The 17761-nt window shown below is 44.8% G+C and carries 17 protein-coding genes; 8 read left to right on the top strand and 9 right to left on the bottom strand.

Going from position 1 to position 17761, the window contains the following annotated elements; translation table 11 throughout:
* The first annotated feature begins 83 nt into the window (after positions 1–83).
* Positions 84–749: a Type 1 glutamine amidotransferase-like domain-containing protein gene (locus B0H99_RS03545; RefSeq protein ID WP_106532253.1), complete on the top strand. Its 666-nt coding sequence runs from the start codon at positions 84–86 to the stop codon at positions 747–749.
* A gap of 359 nt (positions 750–1108) precedes the next feature.
* Here the strand turns inward: B0H99_RS03545 and B0H99_RS03540 are convergent, their stop codons facing one another.
* From B0H99_RS03540 to B0H99_RS03515, 6 genes are all read right to left on the bottom strand, one after another.
* Entirely contained in the window at positions 1109–2641 is a 1533-nt protein-coding gene (locus tag B0H99_RS03540) for a gluzincin family metallopeptidase (protein WP_106532252.1), read from the bottom strand.
* Between the two features lie 488 nt (positions 2642–3129).
* Positions 3130–4176 carry an FUSC family protein gene (locus B0H99_RS03535; protein WP_106532374.1) on the bottom strand — a complete coding sequence of 349 codons (1047 nt, stop codon included), beginning with the start codon at positions 4174–4176 and terminating at the stop codon, positions 3130–3132.
* Positions 4177–4342: 166 nt separating this feature from the next.
* On the bottom strand, positions 4343–5638 hold the full coding sequence (locus B0H99_RS03530) for a TRAP transporter large permease (protein ID WP_106532251.1): 1296 nt from the start codon (positions 5636–5638) through the stop codon (positions 4343–4345).
* 17 nt (positions 5639–5655) lie between these two features.
* Positions 5656–6159 (bottom strand): TRAP transporter small permease, encoded by a 504-nt coding sequence (locus tag B0H99_RS03525; protein WP_106532250.1) that lies wholly within the window; start codon positions 6157–6159, stop codon positions 5656–5658.
* A gap of 87 nt (positions 6160–6246) precedes the next feature.
* Complete coding sequence (locus tag B0H99_RS03520) at positions 6247–7263, bottom strand: TRAP transporter substrate-binding protein (protein WP_106532249.1); 1017 nt, start codon at positions 7261–7263, stop codon at positions 6247–6249.
* A 510-nt stretch (positions 7264–7773) separates the two neighbouring features.
* A complete protein-coding gene (locus tag B0H99_RS03515) occupies positions 7774–8415 on the bottom strand; it encodes a peptidoglycan-binding domain-containing protein (RefSeq protein WP_106532248.1) in 642 nt (213 codons plus the stop codon).
* 327 nt (positions 8416–8742) lie between these two features.
* On the opposite strand from B0H99_RS03515, the gene B0H99_RS03510 reads away from it, so the two are divergent.
* The 5 genes from B0H99_RS03510 (at position 8743) to B0H99_RS03495 (ending at position 13673) form a co-directional block, all read left to right on the top strand.
* Positions 8743–9753, top strand: coding sequence for a hypothetical protein (locus B0H99_RS03510; RefSeq protein WP_106532247.1), 1011 nt, complete (start codon positions 8743–8745; stop codon positions 9751–9753).
* Between the two features lie 339 nt (positions 9754–10092).
* Positions 10093–11607, top strand: a complete 1515-nt coding sequence (gene murJ / locus B0H99_RS03505) for a murein biosynthesis integral membrane protein MurJ (protein ID WP_106532246.1) — start codon at positions 10093–10095, stop codon at positions 11605–11607.
* Between the two features lie 54 nt (positions 11608–11661).
* Positions 11662–11811: a hypothetical protein gene (locus B0H99_RS17745; protein WP_181313557.1), complete on the top strand. Its 150-nt coding sequence runs from the start codon at positions 11662–11664 to the stop codon at positions 11809–11811.
* 48 nt (positions 11812–11859) lie between these two features.
* Positions 11860–12939: a hypothetical protein gene (locus B0H99_RS03500; RefSeq protein WP_106532245.1), complete on the top strand. Its 1080-nt coding sequence runs from the start codon at positions 11860–11862 to the stop codon at positions 12937–12939.
* Between the two features lie 224 nt (positions 12940–13163).
* A complete protein-coding gene (locus tag B0H99_RS03495; protein ID WP_106532244.1) occupies positions 13164–13673 on the top strand; it encodes a YfiT family bacillithiol transferase in 510 nt (169 codons plus the stop codon).
* A gap of 127 nt (positions 13674–13800) precedes the next feature.
* On the opposite strand, the gene B0H99_RS03490 is transcribed toward B0H99_RS03495, so the two are convergent.
* Complete coding sequence (locus B0H99_RS03490; protein ID WP_106532243.1) at positions 13801–14052, bottom strand: hypothetical protein; 252 nt, start codon at positions 14050–14052, stop codon at positions 13801–13803.
* Between the two features lie 414 nt (positions 14053–14466).
* Between B0H99_RS03490 and B0H99_RS03485 the strand changes: the two genes are divergently transcribed.
* Together B0H99_RS03485 and B0H99_RS03480 are read left to right on the top strand one after the other, a co-directional pair.
* On the top strand, positions 14467–15123 hold the full coding sequence (locus B0H99_RS03485) for a DUF4085 family protein (protein ID WP_106532242.1): 657 nt from the start codon (positions 14467–14469) through the stop codon (positions 15121–15123).
* Positions 15124–15186: 63 nt separating this feature from the next.
* On the top strand, positions 15187–16164 hold the full coding sequence (locus B0H99_RS03480; protein WP_245894372.1) for an alpha/beta hydrolase: 978 nt from the start codon (positions 15187–15189) through the stop codon (positions 16162–16164).
* An 80-nt stretch (positions 16165–16244) separates the two neighbouring features.
* Here the strand turns inward: B0H99_RS03480 and B0H99_RS03475 are convergent, their stop codons facing one another.
* Positions 16245–16994 carry an SDR family NAD(P)-dependent oxidoreductase gene (locus B0H99_RS03475; protein WP_106532241.1) on the bottom strand — a complete coding sequence of 250 codons (750 nt, stop codon included), beginning with the start codon at positions 16992–16994 and terminating at the stop codon, positions 16245–16247.
* A gap of 211 nt (positions 16995–17205) precedes the next feature.
* The gene (gene arr, locus B0H99_RS03470) at positions 17206–17622 is read right to left on the bottom strand and encodes an NAD(+)--rifampin ADP-ribosyltransferase (RefSeq protein ID WP_106532240.1); all 417 of its coding nucleotides are present in this window, start codon (positions 17620–17622) and stop codon (positions 17206–17208) included.
* Between the last annotated feature and the right edge of the window lie 139 nt (positions 17623–17761).

Raw genomic sequence — 17761 nt, 5'->3', positions numbered from 1 at the left:
CTTCCGCTTTTAGTCTTTATTTGCGATTATAAATTGCTTGGGAATGGGACGCTCCCAGAAAAATAAAATCAATGGGGTTAACTATGAAAATACGTTACTATCTTGGGTGGTTCAGCAATACTTTTCCAGAACAACTGGGAAGAATGATCCAGAAGGATATAACTGACAGGAAATCGCTTGTTATGATCAGTGGGAATCCATTGGTTGATAAGGAGGATGGTGTTGCGGAACTTTCGTGGCTCGCTCATGAAGGCATCGAATTTGAGGAATATCATCGGATCAATTCTCAAGTACAGATGGAAGAGGCCAATGCCATGCTTCAGAATGCTTCTGTCATTTTCTTGTTGGGCGGAAATACGCTTGAACAAAACCGCTTTTTGGTGGACTATGAATTGGCGGATGCAATCCGAAAAAGCGAAGCTGTTGTGCTGGGGGCAAGCGCCGGTGCGATTAATATGTCGGCTAAATGGCTCTGCTCAAGAAACCTTGGATCTGAAGTTGAGGAGAGCTCTGTTTACGAAGGAGTGGGTCTCGGCGATTTTTCAGTCCTATCCCACTTTGATCTGGAAAATAACATGAAAATGGTTCGAAATGAGCTGTCTCTTTTATCGGAGGAAATGAAAATTTACGCGTCGAATAAGGATTGTGGCATTCGGGTTGCTGTGGACAGAATCGATATATTTGGGGATGTGTACAAGGTCTTCCAATCAAAGATTCAAAAATTGGATGAAACGTTCAGATCGAAGTAAATAACAGGAAGCTTCCATGCTTAATTTTACTTGAAATTGAATTAAGAAAAAGCCGTATCCACTGACCTCAAAGGTTAACGGATACGGCTTTCCTGTGTTTATCTGTGAAATGGACTAGTTATAGAATCTGAAATTCATTAATTGTAGGAATTGTTGTGCCAGTAAACGGTAGACATCCAGTCGTTTTTCCTGGGAATGTGAGATGCTGCAATGAATTGTGCGCGACACAGAGAACATCCACTAAAAAGAGGGGAAGAGGACTCGGACTGGTATTAGACGTTTAATATGAACGAGTGAAAAGGATTTAATGCATAATGAAAAGAGCTTCCGCAAATGCGGAAGCTCTTTTTTAACGAGTATCAACTGGCTTTTGGAAACTCTTTCTCTACCTTCTCTCTCAGTTTCTCAATAATGGTTTCATTGTAGAGAAGCTCTTCATCCAAAAGAATCATATATCCTTCGTATGGTGAAGGGGAACTAATCAATTCATAGGCTTCAAGATATGCCTCTAAATCGTACATCTCCTCGCCCTCCAACGATTCTTTCTCAGCTATTTGAATCAAATCCAATGATTTCTCAGGATTAACAAGCACGTAGATTTCCGCAAGGGTCGTCAAATCATCAATTCGGTATTCAGAATCTTCATTTTCAAGACGGTTCTCCATGAAGTCGATCGCTTCATCAAATTTTCCTTGCATAAGATAAAGGTCGGTCTGCATCCATGCCAGTTGATTGGAATCCTGCTCTGATGCCAGAATGGATAGCTCATCAATGAGGTTCTGGGCTTCTGCATAGTTGCTTTTTTCCATCGCTTCATAAGCAAGCTCATACTTCTTTTGTTCCGTTTTGTTTTCTTCAATCATGTCATCAAGGAAAGTTTCCTGGAAGTCGACTAACGCCATACCGGTTGTTTCTTCCAGCATTTCATAGAACTTACTTGGCAATCTTGCAGACAGAAAAGTCTTAAGGACCTCTTCTCCGTATGCATTAACAAGCGATTCGACCGCCAAGAAACTTTGAGCATACGGGTCGAATGTTCGAGTGTACGTGTCTAGGAAAGTATAGTGGTGATTCAATAAGTGGAAATCAATAATTTCAACGTCTTCCAACTCATACCAGTCACTAGTGTCGCCTGCGAGGTAATTAGCGATTCCTTCTTCAAACCAAGTCGGTAATCGTGTTTCAGCCAATCCATGCTTTTGAGAATAAAGATCGCTTTGGTGGTGGCTATATTCGTGAAGTAAAGTGATCTCCCAAGAATAATCATCTGGAACCATATGGATTTCCCGAGTATCGTAATCATAATAGCCCCCTGTATCATCAAAACCGGTCGCTTCTGCCAATGTATCGAACTCATCATGGAAAACAATAGTCAGGTTGCTTGTGTTTTCATTGCCAAAAAAATCAGCAATCCGTCCTTTTTCCTGTTCCAAAAACTTATCAATCTTATCAACTTCATCTTTTGTCGAAGCAGTATACGAATAAGTAACACCATTTTTCTCCAACGTGCCTGCCAAGTTCTGATTCGTATTGCTATTCCAAAGTGAAGAAGCCAGTGTTTGAGTTTTTTCAGCAACTGTAGGATTTCCGATGTTCTCTTTGACTTCCAAAAATGTATTGGCAATTGCAAACAAGCTGATTGCCGAACTGAGGTAAACGGTCAAGATCAAAAGAATCGCGACTTCCATCCGGCTGATCAGCTTTATTTTCTTAAGCTGTCCAATTTCGATGCCATAGAGGCTAAAAGCAAGTGTTGCTAAGCATAGGAGCAGCAGCCCAAAGGCAATCAGAATTCCTGCTACTAAGCCCTGGCTAAATATAAGCCAATAACTGCCGATGCTCATTCCTATAAATAAAATTAGTAGAATTATTGCTTTTGCCAGAAACTTCATGTTCTTCTCCACTTTCCATTTAAAATTGATCTAAACTGAATAACCGCCAGACAAAAAGGAAAGGAGTTTGCTAAACATCGCTCTGACCCACTTTTACGCCTTGGGTAACTTCTGTAAACATGCTAATGACAAATAAAAGTATTTAAAAATTTCTGTTAATTTTTCTATATATTAACATATAAGCACGTTAGAATCTATCGTTTTTTCCTGATTAGTAAAACAAATTACCTATACAGTAATTATGTAAGTGACTAAAATGTAACTGTCAGGTTAATCGGCAAATGGATAGGACAGGAAGGATGGCATGCTGGTCGCGTCTTTTTATTAATCCGCTGCATTATTATTTCTTAAGAGAATGAAACAGGGCATTCACTAATATAAAACGGCCGTGTCAGAAATAGTTTGATTTTCTGACACGGCCGTTTTAATATTGGTTATTTGTAAATACAACAGGTTTACTCAAGTTTGATGGTATTCGAATGGTCCTATTAGTTTCTTGTTCCCCGAGCAGCCTTCACACTATCCGGATCAAAAAACTTATCCACTAAATCGTAAATTGTGATGAGCTCGTAAAGGATCGTGAACTCTGGCGGGAATAGGGTAGGATGCAGGGGATCGCTTGCCGGTACTCTTTTGCTGTTCTCCCAAAACAAGTCCGTAATCCTTTTTAACTGGTGCTGATGCTTTTCGTGATCGTAGCTCGTAGAATTCTGCAAGTCGTTCGCGAGCGCCGTGACGGCATGCATGATAAGATCTCGCTCCGCTGTTGTCCACTCGATATCGTGCAGCGGGACCCGAAGCAAAGCATCCAGATGGAACTCGAGATTATGTAAAAACTGCAATTGCCTTTCCGCCATCTGAAGCTCCGCTTCCTTATCGCGGACCCACGGGTATAAACTGGATTCATCCCGCTGGAAATAGATCAGTTTCTCAGTCTTCCTGATTTCCGCAGTCAGCCGTTTAACAGTTTCCCGGTCCTCTTGAAGGTTTGCATCACCGTCAAACAGGATCGTCCGGAATGTGTGTTCCAGCATGCTTCCTGCACGTTCACTGATGTTTTGGATGCTTTTTAGAATATCTTTCCGATAGTCTGGTGGGAAGACGAGCATGTTTACAGCGGTAGACACGAGCAGACCGATACTCGTTGTACCCAATCGAATGAAGAAAGCGATCAGGAAATGATCGTGGATAACTTCGACCATCGCGACGGCTGTCAACGTGGCAACGAGCAGGCCGGCATGAAGATTGAGTCTGTAACAGACCAAAATCGTGGCAACAGCAGCGAGGGTATAAGTAATCGGTGAATTCCCGAAGAGTGTGATAAAGAAAACAGCGAATGCCGAACCGATCGCAGAGGCCGGGAACCGGACAAGCCCCTTTTTGATCGAGTCGCTGACAGTCGGCTCGATCGTGACAATTGCGGTGATGACAGCAAAAACGGGCGGCCAGCCAAACCACTCGCAAATAATGGCTGTTAAAAATATAGCTATACCCGTTTTGACAATTCGTCTGCCATTGAAACGGAAGGAGCGCATCATAGTTCGACCACCTCTCTTTTGCGTAGTATTTTCACTAAAGCTCAGTATAGCATCAGATTTTGGTTAGATTCCATGGTGATAGTACAGGAATCATCCACTACAAAAAGGGACTGTTAGTTATCGATAACTAACAGTCCCTTTTTTGTATTGCTATTTTTTCAAGTTACTCAAGCAGCAGGTTCGGCAGCATCAAGCTGATGGCCGGAATGTAAGTGACCAGCATCAGCACCAAGATAATGACTGCGTAAAAAGGAAGCAGCGGTTTCGTGACTTCTTCCATATTCAGTCTCGCTACACTGGAACCGACGAACAAGGCATTGCCGACCGGCGGTGTAATGGTGCCGATGCTCAAGTTCATGACCAGCATGATGCCGAAATGGACCGGATCCATGCCGAAGCCTGTGACGATCGGCAGGAAAATCGGCGTGAAGATCAAGACTGCCGGGGTGATGTCCATGAAAGTTCCGATCAGAAGCAGGAAGACGTTCAGGAGCAGCAACAGGACGATCGGGTTATCGGAGATGCCCAGGATAAATCCGCTGATGGCACCCGGAATGCCGGTGAACGCCATGACCCAGGACATGACTGCGGAAGCGGCGACGAGCATCATGACGATAGAAGTAAGCTCGACCGCTTCCATAAGGACCTTGGGGAATTCTTTTATTTTTACTGTCCGGTAAGCAAGCGTCAGCAGGAATGTGTAGGCGACGGCGACTGCTGCCGCTTCAGTGGCCGTAAAAATTCCTGCCAGGATTCCGCCGATAACAATGACGATGAGCATCAGGCTCGGAATCGTCTCGATGAATGTCTTGAATGCGACTTTCAAAGACACACGTTCAGTGACTGGGTAATTCCGGCGTTTGGCGATTGTGTAGGCCACGACCATGCAGGCAATCGCCCACAGGAGCCCTGGAAGATATCCGGCGACGAACAAGGCCGCGACAGAAGTTCCGCCGCTGACCAGTGAGTAGATGATCAAGGTTCCGCTCGGAGGGACGATCAGCCCGATAGGAGCGGAAGCGATGTTTACTGCCGCTGAGTATCTCGGGTCATAGCCGTCTTTTTTCTGCAGTGGACCGAGGACCCCTCCAACAGCCGCCGCAGCAGCGACAGCAGAGCCTGAAAGCGAGCCGAACAGCGTGTTGCCCAGCACGTTCGTATGTGCCAGTGCCCCGGGTGCTCGGCCCACGAGGACTTTTGCAAAATTGACGAGCCGTTCAGCAATTCCGCCGTTGTTCATGAGAACGCCGGCGAGTATAAAGAAAGGAACCGCTAGCAGCGTAAAGCTGTCGAGGCCGGTCACCAACGTCTGGCTGGCCATAAAGACCGCTAAATCCGGCGGCAGTATGAACAAAGCGGTGACCAGCGATGCAATGACGATGCTGAATGAAATCGGTACACTAAGAATCAGCAGCAGTGTGAAAACTACTGCGAGGATTAGTCCTGCTTGTAATGCCATCTAAATTCTCTCCTGTTCTATGGGTTTATCTGCTCTCTAGCTTTCGGTTGGAGATCAGTCTGTTTGATCTTATTGATGGTCTCGAAGATGTGGATGAAGGCGTAAAAAATAAATAGAACACCTGCTACAACCACGCTTAAGTATAAATACTGCATTGGCATACCCAAGGCTGAGGATACTTGGCCCATTGCACTGCGGTATGTTTGTGTGCCGCCGAACAGCAGGACAGAGACAATGAATACGATAATGATTGCCTCAACCACGAAATCAAGGATGCGCTGGATTTTTTCCGGCAGTTTCCTTGCGACAAAAACGATTGCCAAATGCTTTTTCAATCCATATGTATAGGCAGCTCCGAGCATGGTCAGCCAGACCAGCGCGTAGCGCAGAAATTCTTCGGTGACGGTGCTTGGTGAATTCAGAACGAAGCGGGTAAACACCTGCCAGCAGGCTACCAGCACCATGGCGACCATCAGGGAACAGGTCAGGAATGCCGTAATTCGGTCAACTATTTTTCTCATCGGTGTTTCTCCTTTTTTATCGCGAAAAGGACAGGCACTGCCCAGAGCGGCTGATTGCCAAGGCGAGAACCTGTCTTTCAGTGCTTTTTAATTGGCGTAGCTTTGGAAATCTTTGAAATACCGTTCGTAATCCGCGTTTTGGGACTGATAAGATTCATGAAGCGGTCTAGCTGCGTCGATAAATGGCTGCTTGTCGATTTCGTAGAATGCCACACCCATTTCTTTTGCCTCCAGGATCGCTTGATCGATCGCTTCCGCCCATACATCGATATGGCTTTCGGAAGATATGGCCGCCGCGTCTTTTAATGCCTGCTGCTGTTCCGTGGATAAACTGTCCCAGGTGTTAGTGCTGATAATCAGCAAATCCGGTACATATTGGTGTTCTGTGTAGGTATAGGCTTTCGATACTTCGCCGTGCTTGCTGTTTGTCAGTGCGGTTTCATTGCTTTCAGCCCCGTCGATGACGCCTTGCTGTAGGGACGTATACACTTCGCCGAATGACATCGGTGTCGGAGCTCCTCCCATTGCTTTGATCATCGCAATCGAAGTGGGGCTTTCTTGGACGCGGATTTTCATGCCGTTCATATCAGCCGGAGATTCTACTTTTTTGTCAGCGGTATAAATGCTGCGCTGGCCGCCGTCATACCAATTGATCACGATAAATCCATCGTCTCTCGTGCTTTGGAATATTTCCTGGACCGCTTCGCTGTTATTCATCACTTCATAATAATGCTCTTTGCTTTGAAACACATAAGGAAGCGAAAAAATCGAATAGCTGCTGCTGAACGATTCCAGTCCGCTCGCGCTGACTTTTGCCATATCGATTAATCCTGATTTGACCATCTCAATTGTGCCGCGCTCCTGTCCCAATTGGCCGTTTGGATATACTTCGAATCCAATCGCGCCATCGGAATTGTCATGGGCCAGGTCAGCGAATTGCGTTATCGACTGATGGATCGGATGATCTTCAGCCAAACTATGCGCAATCCGCAATGTAGTCGAGTGCCCGTCCTCGCCGGCTGCATTGCTGGTAGCACAGCCCGCCAGCATCAAGCCGGTTAAACTGCCTAAAATTGATAAAGAAAGCAACTTCCGTAACTTCAAAGATCATTCCCCCTAATTTCTATTTTGTTATAACCCAAAATAAAACCCGGACGTCCATCCGGATTGCCTCTTATTGCTATAGGCTGCTGATAAAATAGAGAAATTTTCTAGCAATAAACAGTATACTGTTGTTTATCCAATCTAATGGATTTATTGTAATTTTCCCCTTGATATTATATTCCTAAACCTTTTTCCTTTGATTGAGTAGTAAGTAAGTGGAAATCTTTATTTAATAGTTTAGAACCTGTATAGCAGGGAGGGAAAAAGTAATAGTTTTTGTAGTTGCGTTTTAAAGGAATTTTGTTTGTTTAATATAGTTAACCTCTTAATGGGTTTTGGTTATTGTTCTTCTTTTGAAGCCAAGCATCGATCCATCTCAATGAATCTTTGTACAGAAACACAATGCCAACTAAAAAATCCGCCTTATAGTTGGGCGGATTTTTTCTCGGAAAGTATATTAAGTTCACCCGGCACAAGTTCCTTTAAAGCGATGCTATAGAAATGATCTTTCTAATATTCCCCGTATAGTGCAACCCACGTTTTCTCACCGACAATGCCATCAACTTTCAAGCCTTTATCCTTTTGATATTGCCGGACATTTTTTTCTGTCTGGGGCCCAAAGATTCCATCAACCGCTGTTGGTAGTCCATACTGATTCAACGTCCATTGGAGAAGCTCTACTTCAATTCGGGCACTTCCTTCACGCAGAATAAACTGATGCTCCGGCGCAATGTCCATTAGATTTCTCAGCTCGGCCGGCAGTTTTCCTTCTGGATCTGCAGGTTTTTTGTGTTCCCCGTAAACTGCTACCCACGTTTTCTCACCGACAATGCCATCAACTTTCAAGCCTTTATCCTTTTGGTACTGCCGGACATTTTTTTCTGTCCTAGATCCAAAGATGCCATCAACCGCTGTTGGGAGCCCATACTGATTTAATGTCCATTGGAGGAGTTCCACTTCAATGCGCACGCTTCCTTTGCGAAGAGTAAACTGATGCTCTGGCGCGATGTCCATCAGATTCTCAAGTCTTGCCGGCAGCTTCTCTTCCTGGGCTGCAGAGGCGCTGCTTAGAGCTGTCACCGATTGAAAGGAGAGGGGAGATGAAATCAATAACCCAAATGCCAGCAACATTGGAATCCATTTCTTTTTCATGTCTGTTTCCTCCTGAATACTTATTTGTTTCTTGTCTACCCTGCTAAAGAATAGAACAAACTGATACGTCTGGCGGCGAGAGGCAAGAAGGAATTACTCTCTCCTGCTCAATTACAGAGAGATGAAAGAAAAGTAAGCAGAAAATTTATAAAACTAACAGAATATTCATATACTTTACTGAATTTTAACGTTTATTTAACCTCGTTCCTTTACCTTTAAAATACGAGAAGACCGAAAAGCGGTGGAACTATGTATGAAATCGCGGAAAGGTTCTTGTGGAAGGGGTTCTGCAGCACTCGTGCGAAAAAGTTGAAGGGGGGAGAAGCTTTGTCATTTTATTATGTAGCTTCACAAGGTATTTTAGGCATTCGAACGAATATCAAGGGGTTTAAATGGTGTTTTGGAAGTGATATGCCCGAAAGCACAGAAGACGAATACTTGAACTGCGCGGTAAAAATCCATGTTGTTTTGGAGAATTTCAATGATGATGAAAAACTTGCGTCCATGGGGAGGTATCATTATTTCAATGGTTCACCAGGCGGGAATGAGGTCCATTACACCCGTAAGCTGCCAATGAACCAAAAGATGCGCTTTAAAGCGGAGAATCTCCTGTCGGAAGAAGCGAAAATCACGGTCAATAAAACTTATTTCAAATTTATCACACACCGAATTATGAATTTGCATTCCATCCATTATATTGTCACGGATTTAGCGGCCCTTCTTTTGTTGAAAAAAGGTTTTGCGCCGATCCATTGTTCAGCTTTCCAGAAAGAGGATAAAACTGTGGCAGTGTTCGCTCCGCCGGATACGGGGAAAACGTTGAGCGCTGTCACAGCCTGCATGGATTTCGGCGCCAAGTTTATCGCTGAGGACATGGCCATTACAGATGGGAAAACTATTTATGCGGTGCCTTGGACCAATTCATTTTGCCATTACACCGAAAACAGCAAGAAAGATAAAAGCAGGGACCCGAAGGCCGAAACGGCTCAGGACAAAAAAAGGCAAGCCGTTCTTTCAGCGGAAGTGACCCACGTGGCGGTTCTTGAAAAAGATCAGGACGGAACGGCGCTGCTGCCTGAAAGCATTGCCATTGCCAAGTTGATGAACTTGAACCGTTATGAATTCAATTATTTACGGTCGCCTTTACTGACTGCATACGAATTTTTCAACCCGGGCTTGATGATTGATGAAGGGCTTATAAAAGAACGGGAAATCCTTACTGCCCTTGTCAACAACTCCCAAAAAGCGTTCACGCTGAAAAGGGAAAATCCGACTCATTATGCGGAAGCGCTGCTTTTTGAAATGGATGTAAACAAAACACCTGTTTCAGTCCAATGAATCTGGCAAAACCGCCTTCTTTCGAGAGGCGGTTTTTTGTTGAGGAAAATGGTATAGCGTGGTGCTCTTTAATGGATATCAGAAGTATTTTAACTAGTTAAATAATTTAACCTGCATTTAACCTATTCATTCTAGTATGAAATTTAAAGTAAATAGTTAGAAAGAGAAAGGGTGGATGCTTCACTATGGTGTTTTGCACTCTGCAATTTTGAAAAAAGGGCTCTATTCTGCAGGCAGATGTTTGTCCCCGCGATTGGTAATTCCATAGCCGGCCGCTTGAAACCAGCAGCCAAGGAAGAGTGCCAAATACCATCCTTTGAGCAAATGAGGTAGAGAATTATGGAAAAGACCGTCATTGCGCTTATGACAGTGATTGTTATGACGAAAGTGCTTGGATTTTCAAGGGATATCTCCCTTTCTTATTTTTATGGCGCAGACGGTTTAACCGATGCGTACTTGATTTCCCAGACGATTCCATCTGTGCTGTTTTCTTTTGTCGGTATGGGCATAGCAGCCAGTTTCATCCCGATCTACACGAAGATCAACGAACATCAAGGGATGAAAGAAGCCACCCGCTTCACGGCAAATTTGACGAATATTGTCATGCTGCTGTCCACGGTGCTGGTTGTGGCGATGCAGCTGTTTCCCGTACAAATCGTAAAGGTATTTGCCAGCGGCTTTGAAGGCGAAACGCTCCAAATCGCGGTGGATTTCACCCGCATTTCCGCCTTTAGCATTTACTTCACCGCATTGGTCTATATCTTCAATAGTTACTTGGATGTCAATAAGCGGTTTTTGGCGACCGTGCTCAGTGGTTTGCCATTGAATCTGCTGATCATTTTTTTCATTTACCTGAGCTATGAAGTGAACTTTTATTTATTGTCCATCGGTTCGGTCTTGGCAGTTCTGGTCCAGTTTCTGTTTCTTTTGCCGTCCATCCGCAAGTCAGGATACCGGCATAGTGCAGTCGTTAAACCGGCAGAAAAGAATGTCCGGAAAATGCTCCTTTTGGCGATTCCGGTCATTATCGGCGTGTCGGCGGACCAGATCAATGTGCTCGTCGACAAGACGCTGGCTTCCCGAATTACAGAAGGCGGCATTTCCGCTTTAACCTATTCACACCGGATCGAGTTCTTCATCCAGGCAATTTTCGTTACCGCGATTGTCACCGTCATGTTTCCGAAGATCTCTAAGCTTGCGGTCAACAAAAATCTGGCCCAGCTAAAAGACATTGTCGGAAAAATCATTACCACCATCGCCTTGCTGGTGATTCCGGCAACATTCGGGCTGATGATTTTTTCCCGGCAAGTGACGGAGCTCCTGTTTGGCCGGGGCGCTTTTGGACAAGATGCGGTTGCATTAACTTCCGGCGCACTTTTCTTTTATTCGATCGGCATGCTCGGATTCGGGCTGCGTGAAGTCCTGGCAAAGGTGTTCTACTCGCTCGAAGATTCCAGGACGCCCATGATCAGTGCATTTTTTGCCATGTTCCTGAATGTCGGCCTGAATATCTTCCTGTCGCGGATCATGGGCATCAATGGGCTCGCGCTCGCCACAAGCCTCGCTACTTTGGCAAGTACCGGACTGCTCTATGTATCTCTTGTACGCAAAGTCGGTTCAATGAATACCAGAAAAATCGTATTGGATATTTCCAAATCGATCGCCGCAGCGGCTGTTATGGCGCTGGCCGCCAAAAGCGTATTCGACTTCATCAGCCACGGCCATTCCGATACCATTGCCCTCGCTTGCGGGGTAGGTACAGGCATTGTGGTCTATGGCATCATGCTCTGGCTTCTTCAGCTCAGCGACGTCGCCTATTACAAAGCCCGGCTTCAGGCGCTGGCAAAAAGATAAGGCCAGGTTCATATTTAAAGCAAACAGATTATTGAGGAGATTCGATCTATCTTTATGTGTTCGCATTCTTTTGGCTCCGGAGCTGCGCTGTCGAATGGGGGTTCGGCAGCAGAAGGCGAAGGAGAATTTCAGCAACAAGCTAATGTAATGGGGAGCTTGACCCTTGCTAAAGCAGTTGCCTGGCGGAGAATGTGCGGACTGTAAAAAGATCTTGTAGGGAGAAGCTTACACGCGGAATGAGGGGGAGTAACAGTGGAACATTATTACATTGCGGCCAAAGGGGTTCTGGCGGTCAAAACCAATATCAAAAACTTTAAATGGTCATTCGGGTACAACATGCCTGAAGCGGAAAAGGCAGACTATGAAGCATGCAAAGTAAAGCTCCATTTGGTGATCGAGGACTTTAATGAGGACGACCAGCTGGCTGAACTTGGCAAATACCATTATTTCAATGGCAATTCAGGCGGAGAGAAAATCTATTACACGCGCGATTTCGCTATGGGCAAAAAGCTGCGCATCAAAGCGGAAAATCTCTTGTCTGACGAGCCTAAAATCACTGTCAATAAAAATTACTATAAATTCGTTACCCATCGCTTTATGAATTTACATTCTGTAGGCTATATCCTGACAGATCTTGCTACGCTGCTTCTTCTCAAGAAAGGATATGCACCCATCCATTGCTCAGCATTCAAGAAAGACGGTGCAGCGGTTGCAGTATTCGCCCCACCAAGCACGGGCAAGACGCTGAGCAGCATGATGGCTTGCATGAACCATGGTGCGAAATTTATCGCAGAGGATCTGGCGATTACAGATGGCAATGAGATCTTTTCGGTGCCATGGACGAGTACATTCCGCTTTTATTCGAATATGGAACAAAGTATGGCGTCAAAGCTGAAGAACAAAGCAACCAAGATGATCCCGCAGCTTGAATATATCGATTTTTTAAAAGCGAAGCCGATCACCGATTACGTCTCTGCTTCGTCCATCCTGGACGCAGAAACCGTGACACATGTCGCGATTCTCGAAAGGGGAGGAGATAAAGTATCCGTAGAACCGGCTGAAGAAGCGGTCCGGAAAATCCTGAACTTGAACCGCAATGCGTTCCATTACTTGAAATCACCGTTCTTGACTGCTTATGAATTTTTCAATCCCGGCATGGCGATCGAAGAAGCCGCATCAAATGAAAAAGCGATTCTGGAACAACTGGTCCGAAACAGCGAGAAAGTATTCAGTGTTAAAAATGTTAATCCTACTGATTACGCGCAAGTTCTGATAGATCAAATCGCATCAAAAGCACCTAAAATCGTGCCTTTGTGTTTGAAACAGTTCTAAATGGTTCTGGCCATAAGACACCATTTATATTGTAGTGCATACAAAGTTCTTAGGTACGGCGTTTAAGTTTATTCATCCTTAAAAATTGTGAGGCAAAGAAAAAGCATTATCTGAAACCGGAGTTTGAGTGCACCTTCTGCCAGTTTACAAAATCCGACCTCATTGGTATATTGGGCGTGAATACGATAGTCCAAAAATACGGATAAGGAAAAGAGGTTGGAAAAATGGATGTGAAATTTCCCATTGGAAAATTAGAGGTTCCTGAAAATGTGAAAGCTGAAGATGTCCAGGGATGGCTAGGGAAAATCGGAACATACACGACGCGGCTGAGGGAAGCAGTTGATGGATTGGACGATGAGCAATTGGCTAAGAAGTACAGAGAAGGCAGCTGGACAGTCCGTCAGCTGGTGCATCACATTGCAGATTCGCAACTTAATATGTACCAGCGCCTGAAATTAGCTTTGACGGATGACAATCCGACGGTTCCGGCTTTTGACCAGGAAAAATGGGCAGCGCTTCCGGACAATGAGCTGCCGGTGGAAAGTTCGATCCGGATGCTGGAAGGGCTGAACGAACGGATTGTGTCACTTGGCCAGCATGTGACGGAAGAACAATTGAACCGCGTCTTTACTCACGAAACGAATGGCGAAATCAGCGTCGCAACGAAACTGGCAAAACTGTCCTGGCACGAAGAACATCATTTGGAGCATATTAAGATTGCCTTGGCGAACTGAATTGTATCTATTAGTCAAACATGATTTAAGCTAAATAGTAACCTCACATAAGGAATCCGCTCGATTCACCAATAAAGCGGATTCCTATTTCAGTTTTATCTATCAGCTTGATGGGAACAATCTTTTACTATTCTCTACTCCTTAATTCTTCCTGAAGATAGTCTACAAAATCCAGCCAAGTTGTTTCATCTGTAATCATGCCTGAATTTCTACACTCATATATTTCACGGATATATTCTCTTAAATTAACATCTTCTATACTCTTAATATTTTCCTTGATTGTATCCATTACAAGTATAGGTGCATCTGAACTTTTACCTAATACATATTTTAAAGCGAAAAACAGTATATCATTAGTTACTGCTAGTTTCTGTTCCATTTTTCTTCCTCCTTAAATCTGCTTTCAGTTGAATGGGAATTTTTTAACGTTTCCTTGTATTTCTCTTCAAGGAGTTCGTTTATTTTTTCCATGTTCGTTTTTGTATAGATGATTCGTGCTGGCTCATAATATACCCCTTCTAAAGCAGTTTTTAGTTGTATCCCCGCAGGAAAACAGAGATAAACGCTTATAAAAACACGCTCCTATGCTAGAGACAATCCTGAACGATTCTGACTGTATAATATAATTCACAGTGTATCCAAATTCTTACCTGCTATAACGATGTTCTTAAATCCGATGTTTAGTTTTATTCCCCGCTTATGCGGTAAAAACGCTGTCCGCAATTGGATTTATTAGAGACTAAATTTTTAATGGCAACCAGGACCGGCTGAAAAAATCAATGGGAGGTGTCTGATGAAATATTTCACGAAAGACTGGTATGAGGAAATGCAGGTATTTGGTTTTCTGACTTTCCATGAGACGTTAGAAGAGTGGGAAGAAGAACTGGCTTATTATAAAGCTGAAGGCATTGACTACAAGGAGATAAACCGCCGTGATTTGGAAGAGATGCGTGCGGATCTACTGAAATTCCTGCCCGAATCGTTTTATCCGTATATCCATGACGGCACCATCAACTCAGGTTTTCCGACGCAAGAATTGCGCGATATGGCTAAACAATGGGAAGCGGAAAGAGAGGAGCGTATGGAGGCGCTTTTTGGCGAGTATAACCGCCACTACGAGTCCATCAAAGATCAGCTTCCGGCTGGCGCTGTACAATTGGTGGAGGAAAGCCTGCACGACGCAACCGTGATTTCGGTCGAAAAGCCGTCGGATGAGGTGCTGATCATCCAGCTCGATTGCAGAGGCTGTTTCCATTATTTCACCGATATCGAGCTAACCTTCACCGGAGTTACAGAAGCCAACATTCCAGAAGAGTTTGAAGGCGCCTGGTGGCTGTATGATGAAATGGATCTGACCGATCCTGGTTTCGAACTTCAGGCCCTATTCGACAGCCCGAGGACTGAGGTGAAGATTGTTGCGCGAGACGTAAAAATCGAGGTATTGGAGTAACAGGGGAAATCCAGAAAAGCAGACATGGAGAATGTAGGTTTATTTTATGAGGAGGCTCTACTTTTGAAAGTATCACGCAAAATGGTCAATAAGCAATTACGGTTCAGAGGAATGCTCCTGAGCCGGTTGGTGCAAAAACCGACCGAAGCGAAGTTTATCGAATCGATGCAGAACTCCAAAAAACAGATGGATAAAACGTTCAAAGGAAAAGACGTAAACGGGCTCCGCTGCAGTGAAGTGTGGGTTGACCGGAAAGATGGTTCCAAAATCCGTGTGCGCATCTACAAACCGCTTCATCTGGAAAAAGCGGTTCCCGGTGTGCTGTGGATCCACGGCGGGGGCTATGCACAAGGCGTTCCGGAAATGAGCGGGAAGATGTATCAAAAACTGATTGAGACAAGCGATTGTGTCATTGTCGCGCCTGACTATCGCCTGGCGATTGATGCACCTTACCCGGCGGCGTTCGATGATTGTTATGAGGTTTTATTGTGGATGAAAAACCATGCGAAGAAGTTGGATATCCGGGATGATCAGCTGATGGTCGGCGGAGAAAGTGCCGGCGGTAGCTTGACGGCTGCGCTTACCTTGTATGCGAGAGACAAGGGCGAAGTGAATATTGCGTTTCAAATGCCGCTCTATCCGATGATCGATGACCGGATGCTGACGGCATCGGCCCGGGAAAACAATGCCTATGTATGGAACTCGGACACCAACCGCTGGGCGTGGAAGCTCTATCTTGGTGAAAGGTTCGGCAAGAACGTACCGGCCTATGCTGCCCCAGCGCGGGCAACAAATTACAGTAACTTACCGCCAACAGTCACGTTCGTAGGGGATATCGAACCCTTCCGAGATGAAACGATTCAGTATGTTGAAAATTTAAAACAGGCAGGAGTTTCGGTCGATTTTGCAATGTATAAAGGAGCTTACCATGGCTTTGATATCATTCATCCAAATGCCGAGATAAGCAAGGCAGCAACCCAATTTTTGATGAGCTCATTCAAACATGCTTCGGAGCATTTATTTGTGGAGCAGAAGGATTAAAGCTTCAAAAGTTAAAATATTATAGATAAAAAAACGTGGCCAGGAAGTTGTCCTTGCCACGCTTTTCCTTTTACAACAGGTTATTTCGTATTCGTAAATCCGCCATCAATGCGAATAGTGTCGCCGTTGATGTACTGGGCCTTCGAAGTCAACAGGAAAGCAACGAGTTCTGCGACTTCCTCCGGTGTACCAAGGCGCTTCTGCGGAATACCGGCTTCGGCGTTCGCTTTCATCTCTGGATTCGCTTCGAAGAACGTTTTGACCATCGGTGTTTCAGTCGGACCTGGCGCAATGGCATTGACCCGGAGACCGTCCTTGGCATATTCCGCAACCAAACTCTTCGTGATGCCGACGATGCCGTGCTTTGTAGCGGCATAGGTGACGACGGAGTCCTGGCCAATGACCCCTGCGCTTGAAGCGGTATTGACGATCGAGCCGCCGCCGTTCTTAACCATGACTTCGGCCACATAGCGCAGGCCATACAGAGCACCCATCAGGTTGATGCCGACGATCTGATCAATTTCCTGTATGTCTGTTTCAAGAAAATACTTGCCGCTGCCCGAAATGCCAGCGTTATTGAAGAAATAGTCGATCGAACCGAAATGCTCGAGCGTTTTGTCTACGTAGTTTTTCACGTCTTCCGCTTTTGAAACATCGGCTTTGATGAAAATAGCGTCGACGCCTTTTCCTTTAAGCTGTTCGACGGTCTCGTTGCCGCCTTTTTCGCTGATGTCGACAACCGAAATGTTAATGCCTTCTTCTGCTAGACGGAGTGCCGCCGCTTGTCCCAGTCCACTGCCGCCACCTGTGATGATTGCTGTTTTGCCCATGTAATTTTCCTCCTCCAATAAAGTTGTCTCTTCTAAAATTTCTACCTTTAGTCGTTTCCCTAATTGGAGAAGAGTTAATCAGGCAATAGGCAATTACCGTGATCACTTATTTCGTAAACACAAGCGCTGGAATGTGTTGAATTGGCAGGGATGCCTTAAGTGGTGGACAGAGAGCTATCATTTACGACACGAAGAAGGCAATCAAAAAAGGTTAATCCAAAATAATTGCCTTTCCTTGTTCACGCAATTCTTTTAAAGAAGCAAGCATATGTTGAATCTCTTCATCAGAATGCCGTTCCCAGGAACCCAATTCAGCAATGATCTTCAGTGGAGATTTGGACCGGTAAGAACGTGTCGGATTCCCCGGAAACCGTTTATCGGTCAAGTTAGGGTCATTTTCAAAATCACCCAAGGGCTCCACTATATAAACTCTCTCTTTAGCGTTGGATGCGGCCAATTCTGCTCCCCATTTCGCAGCTTCTAACGTAGCCGTAAAATAGATGTAATTGGATTTCTTGTCTTGATAATTGGATTGGTTTTGCGGTTCCAAAAGATCGCCAATTTCCAATTGGGCTTTCGTTCCATGAAAGAAAGGACCGGGATCCAAAAAATCTTTTTTGACGTTCATCGAGATCAGCCTCCTGTATGATTAGTATGGTATAGAACAGTATAGGACAATGATTTGGTAAAAAGTAGTCTATAAATATATTTTTATTAGCGGTATAATAGAAGTAGAAAGAACGATCCGTACCACTTAATGTTATTGC

This window comes from Planomicrobium soli (assembly GCF_003014655.1).
GTDB lineage: Bacteria > Bacillota > Bacilli > Bacillales_A > Planococcaceae > Planococcus > Planococcus soli_B.
The sequence above is the reverse complement of the archived record's forward strand: the minus strand, read 5'-3'. Positions and strand labels throughout refer to the sequence as shown.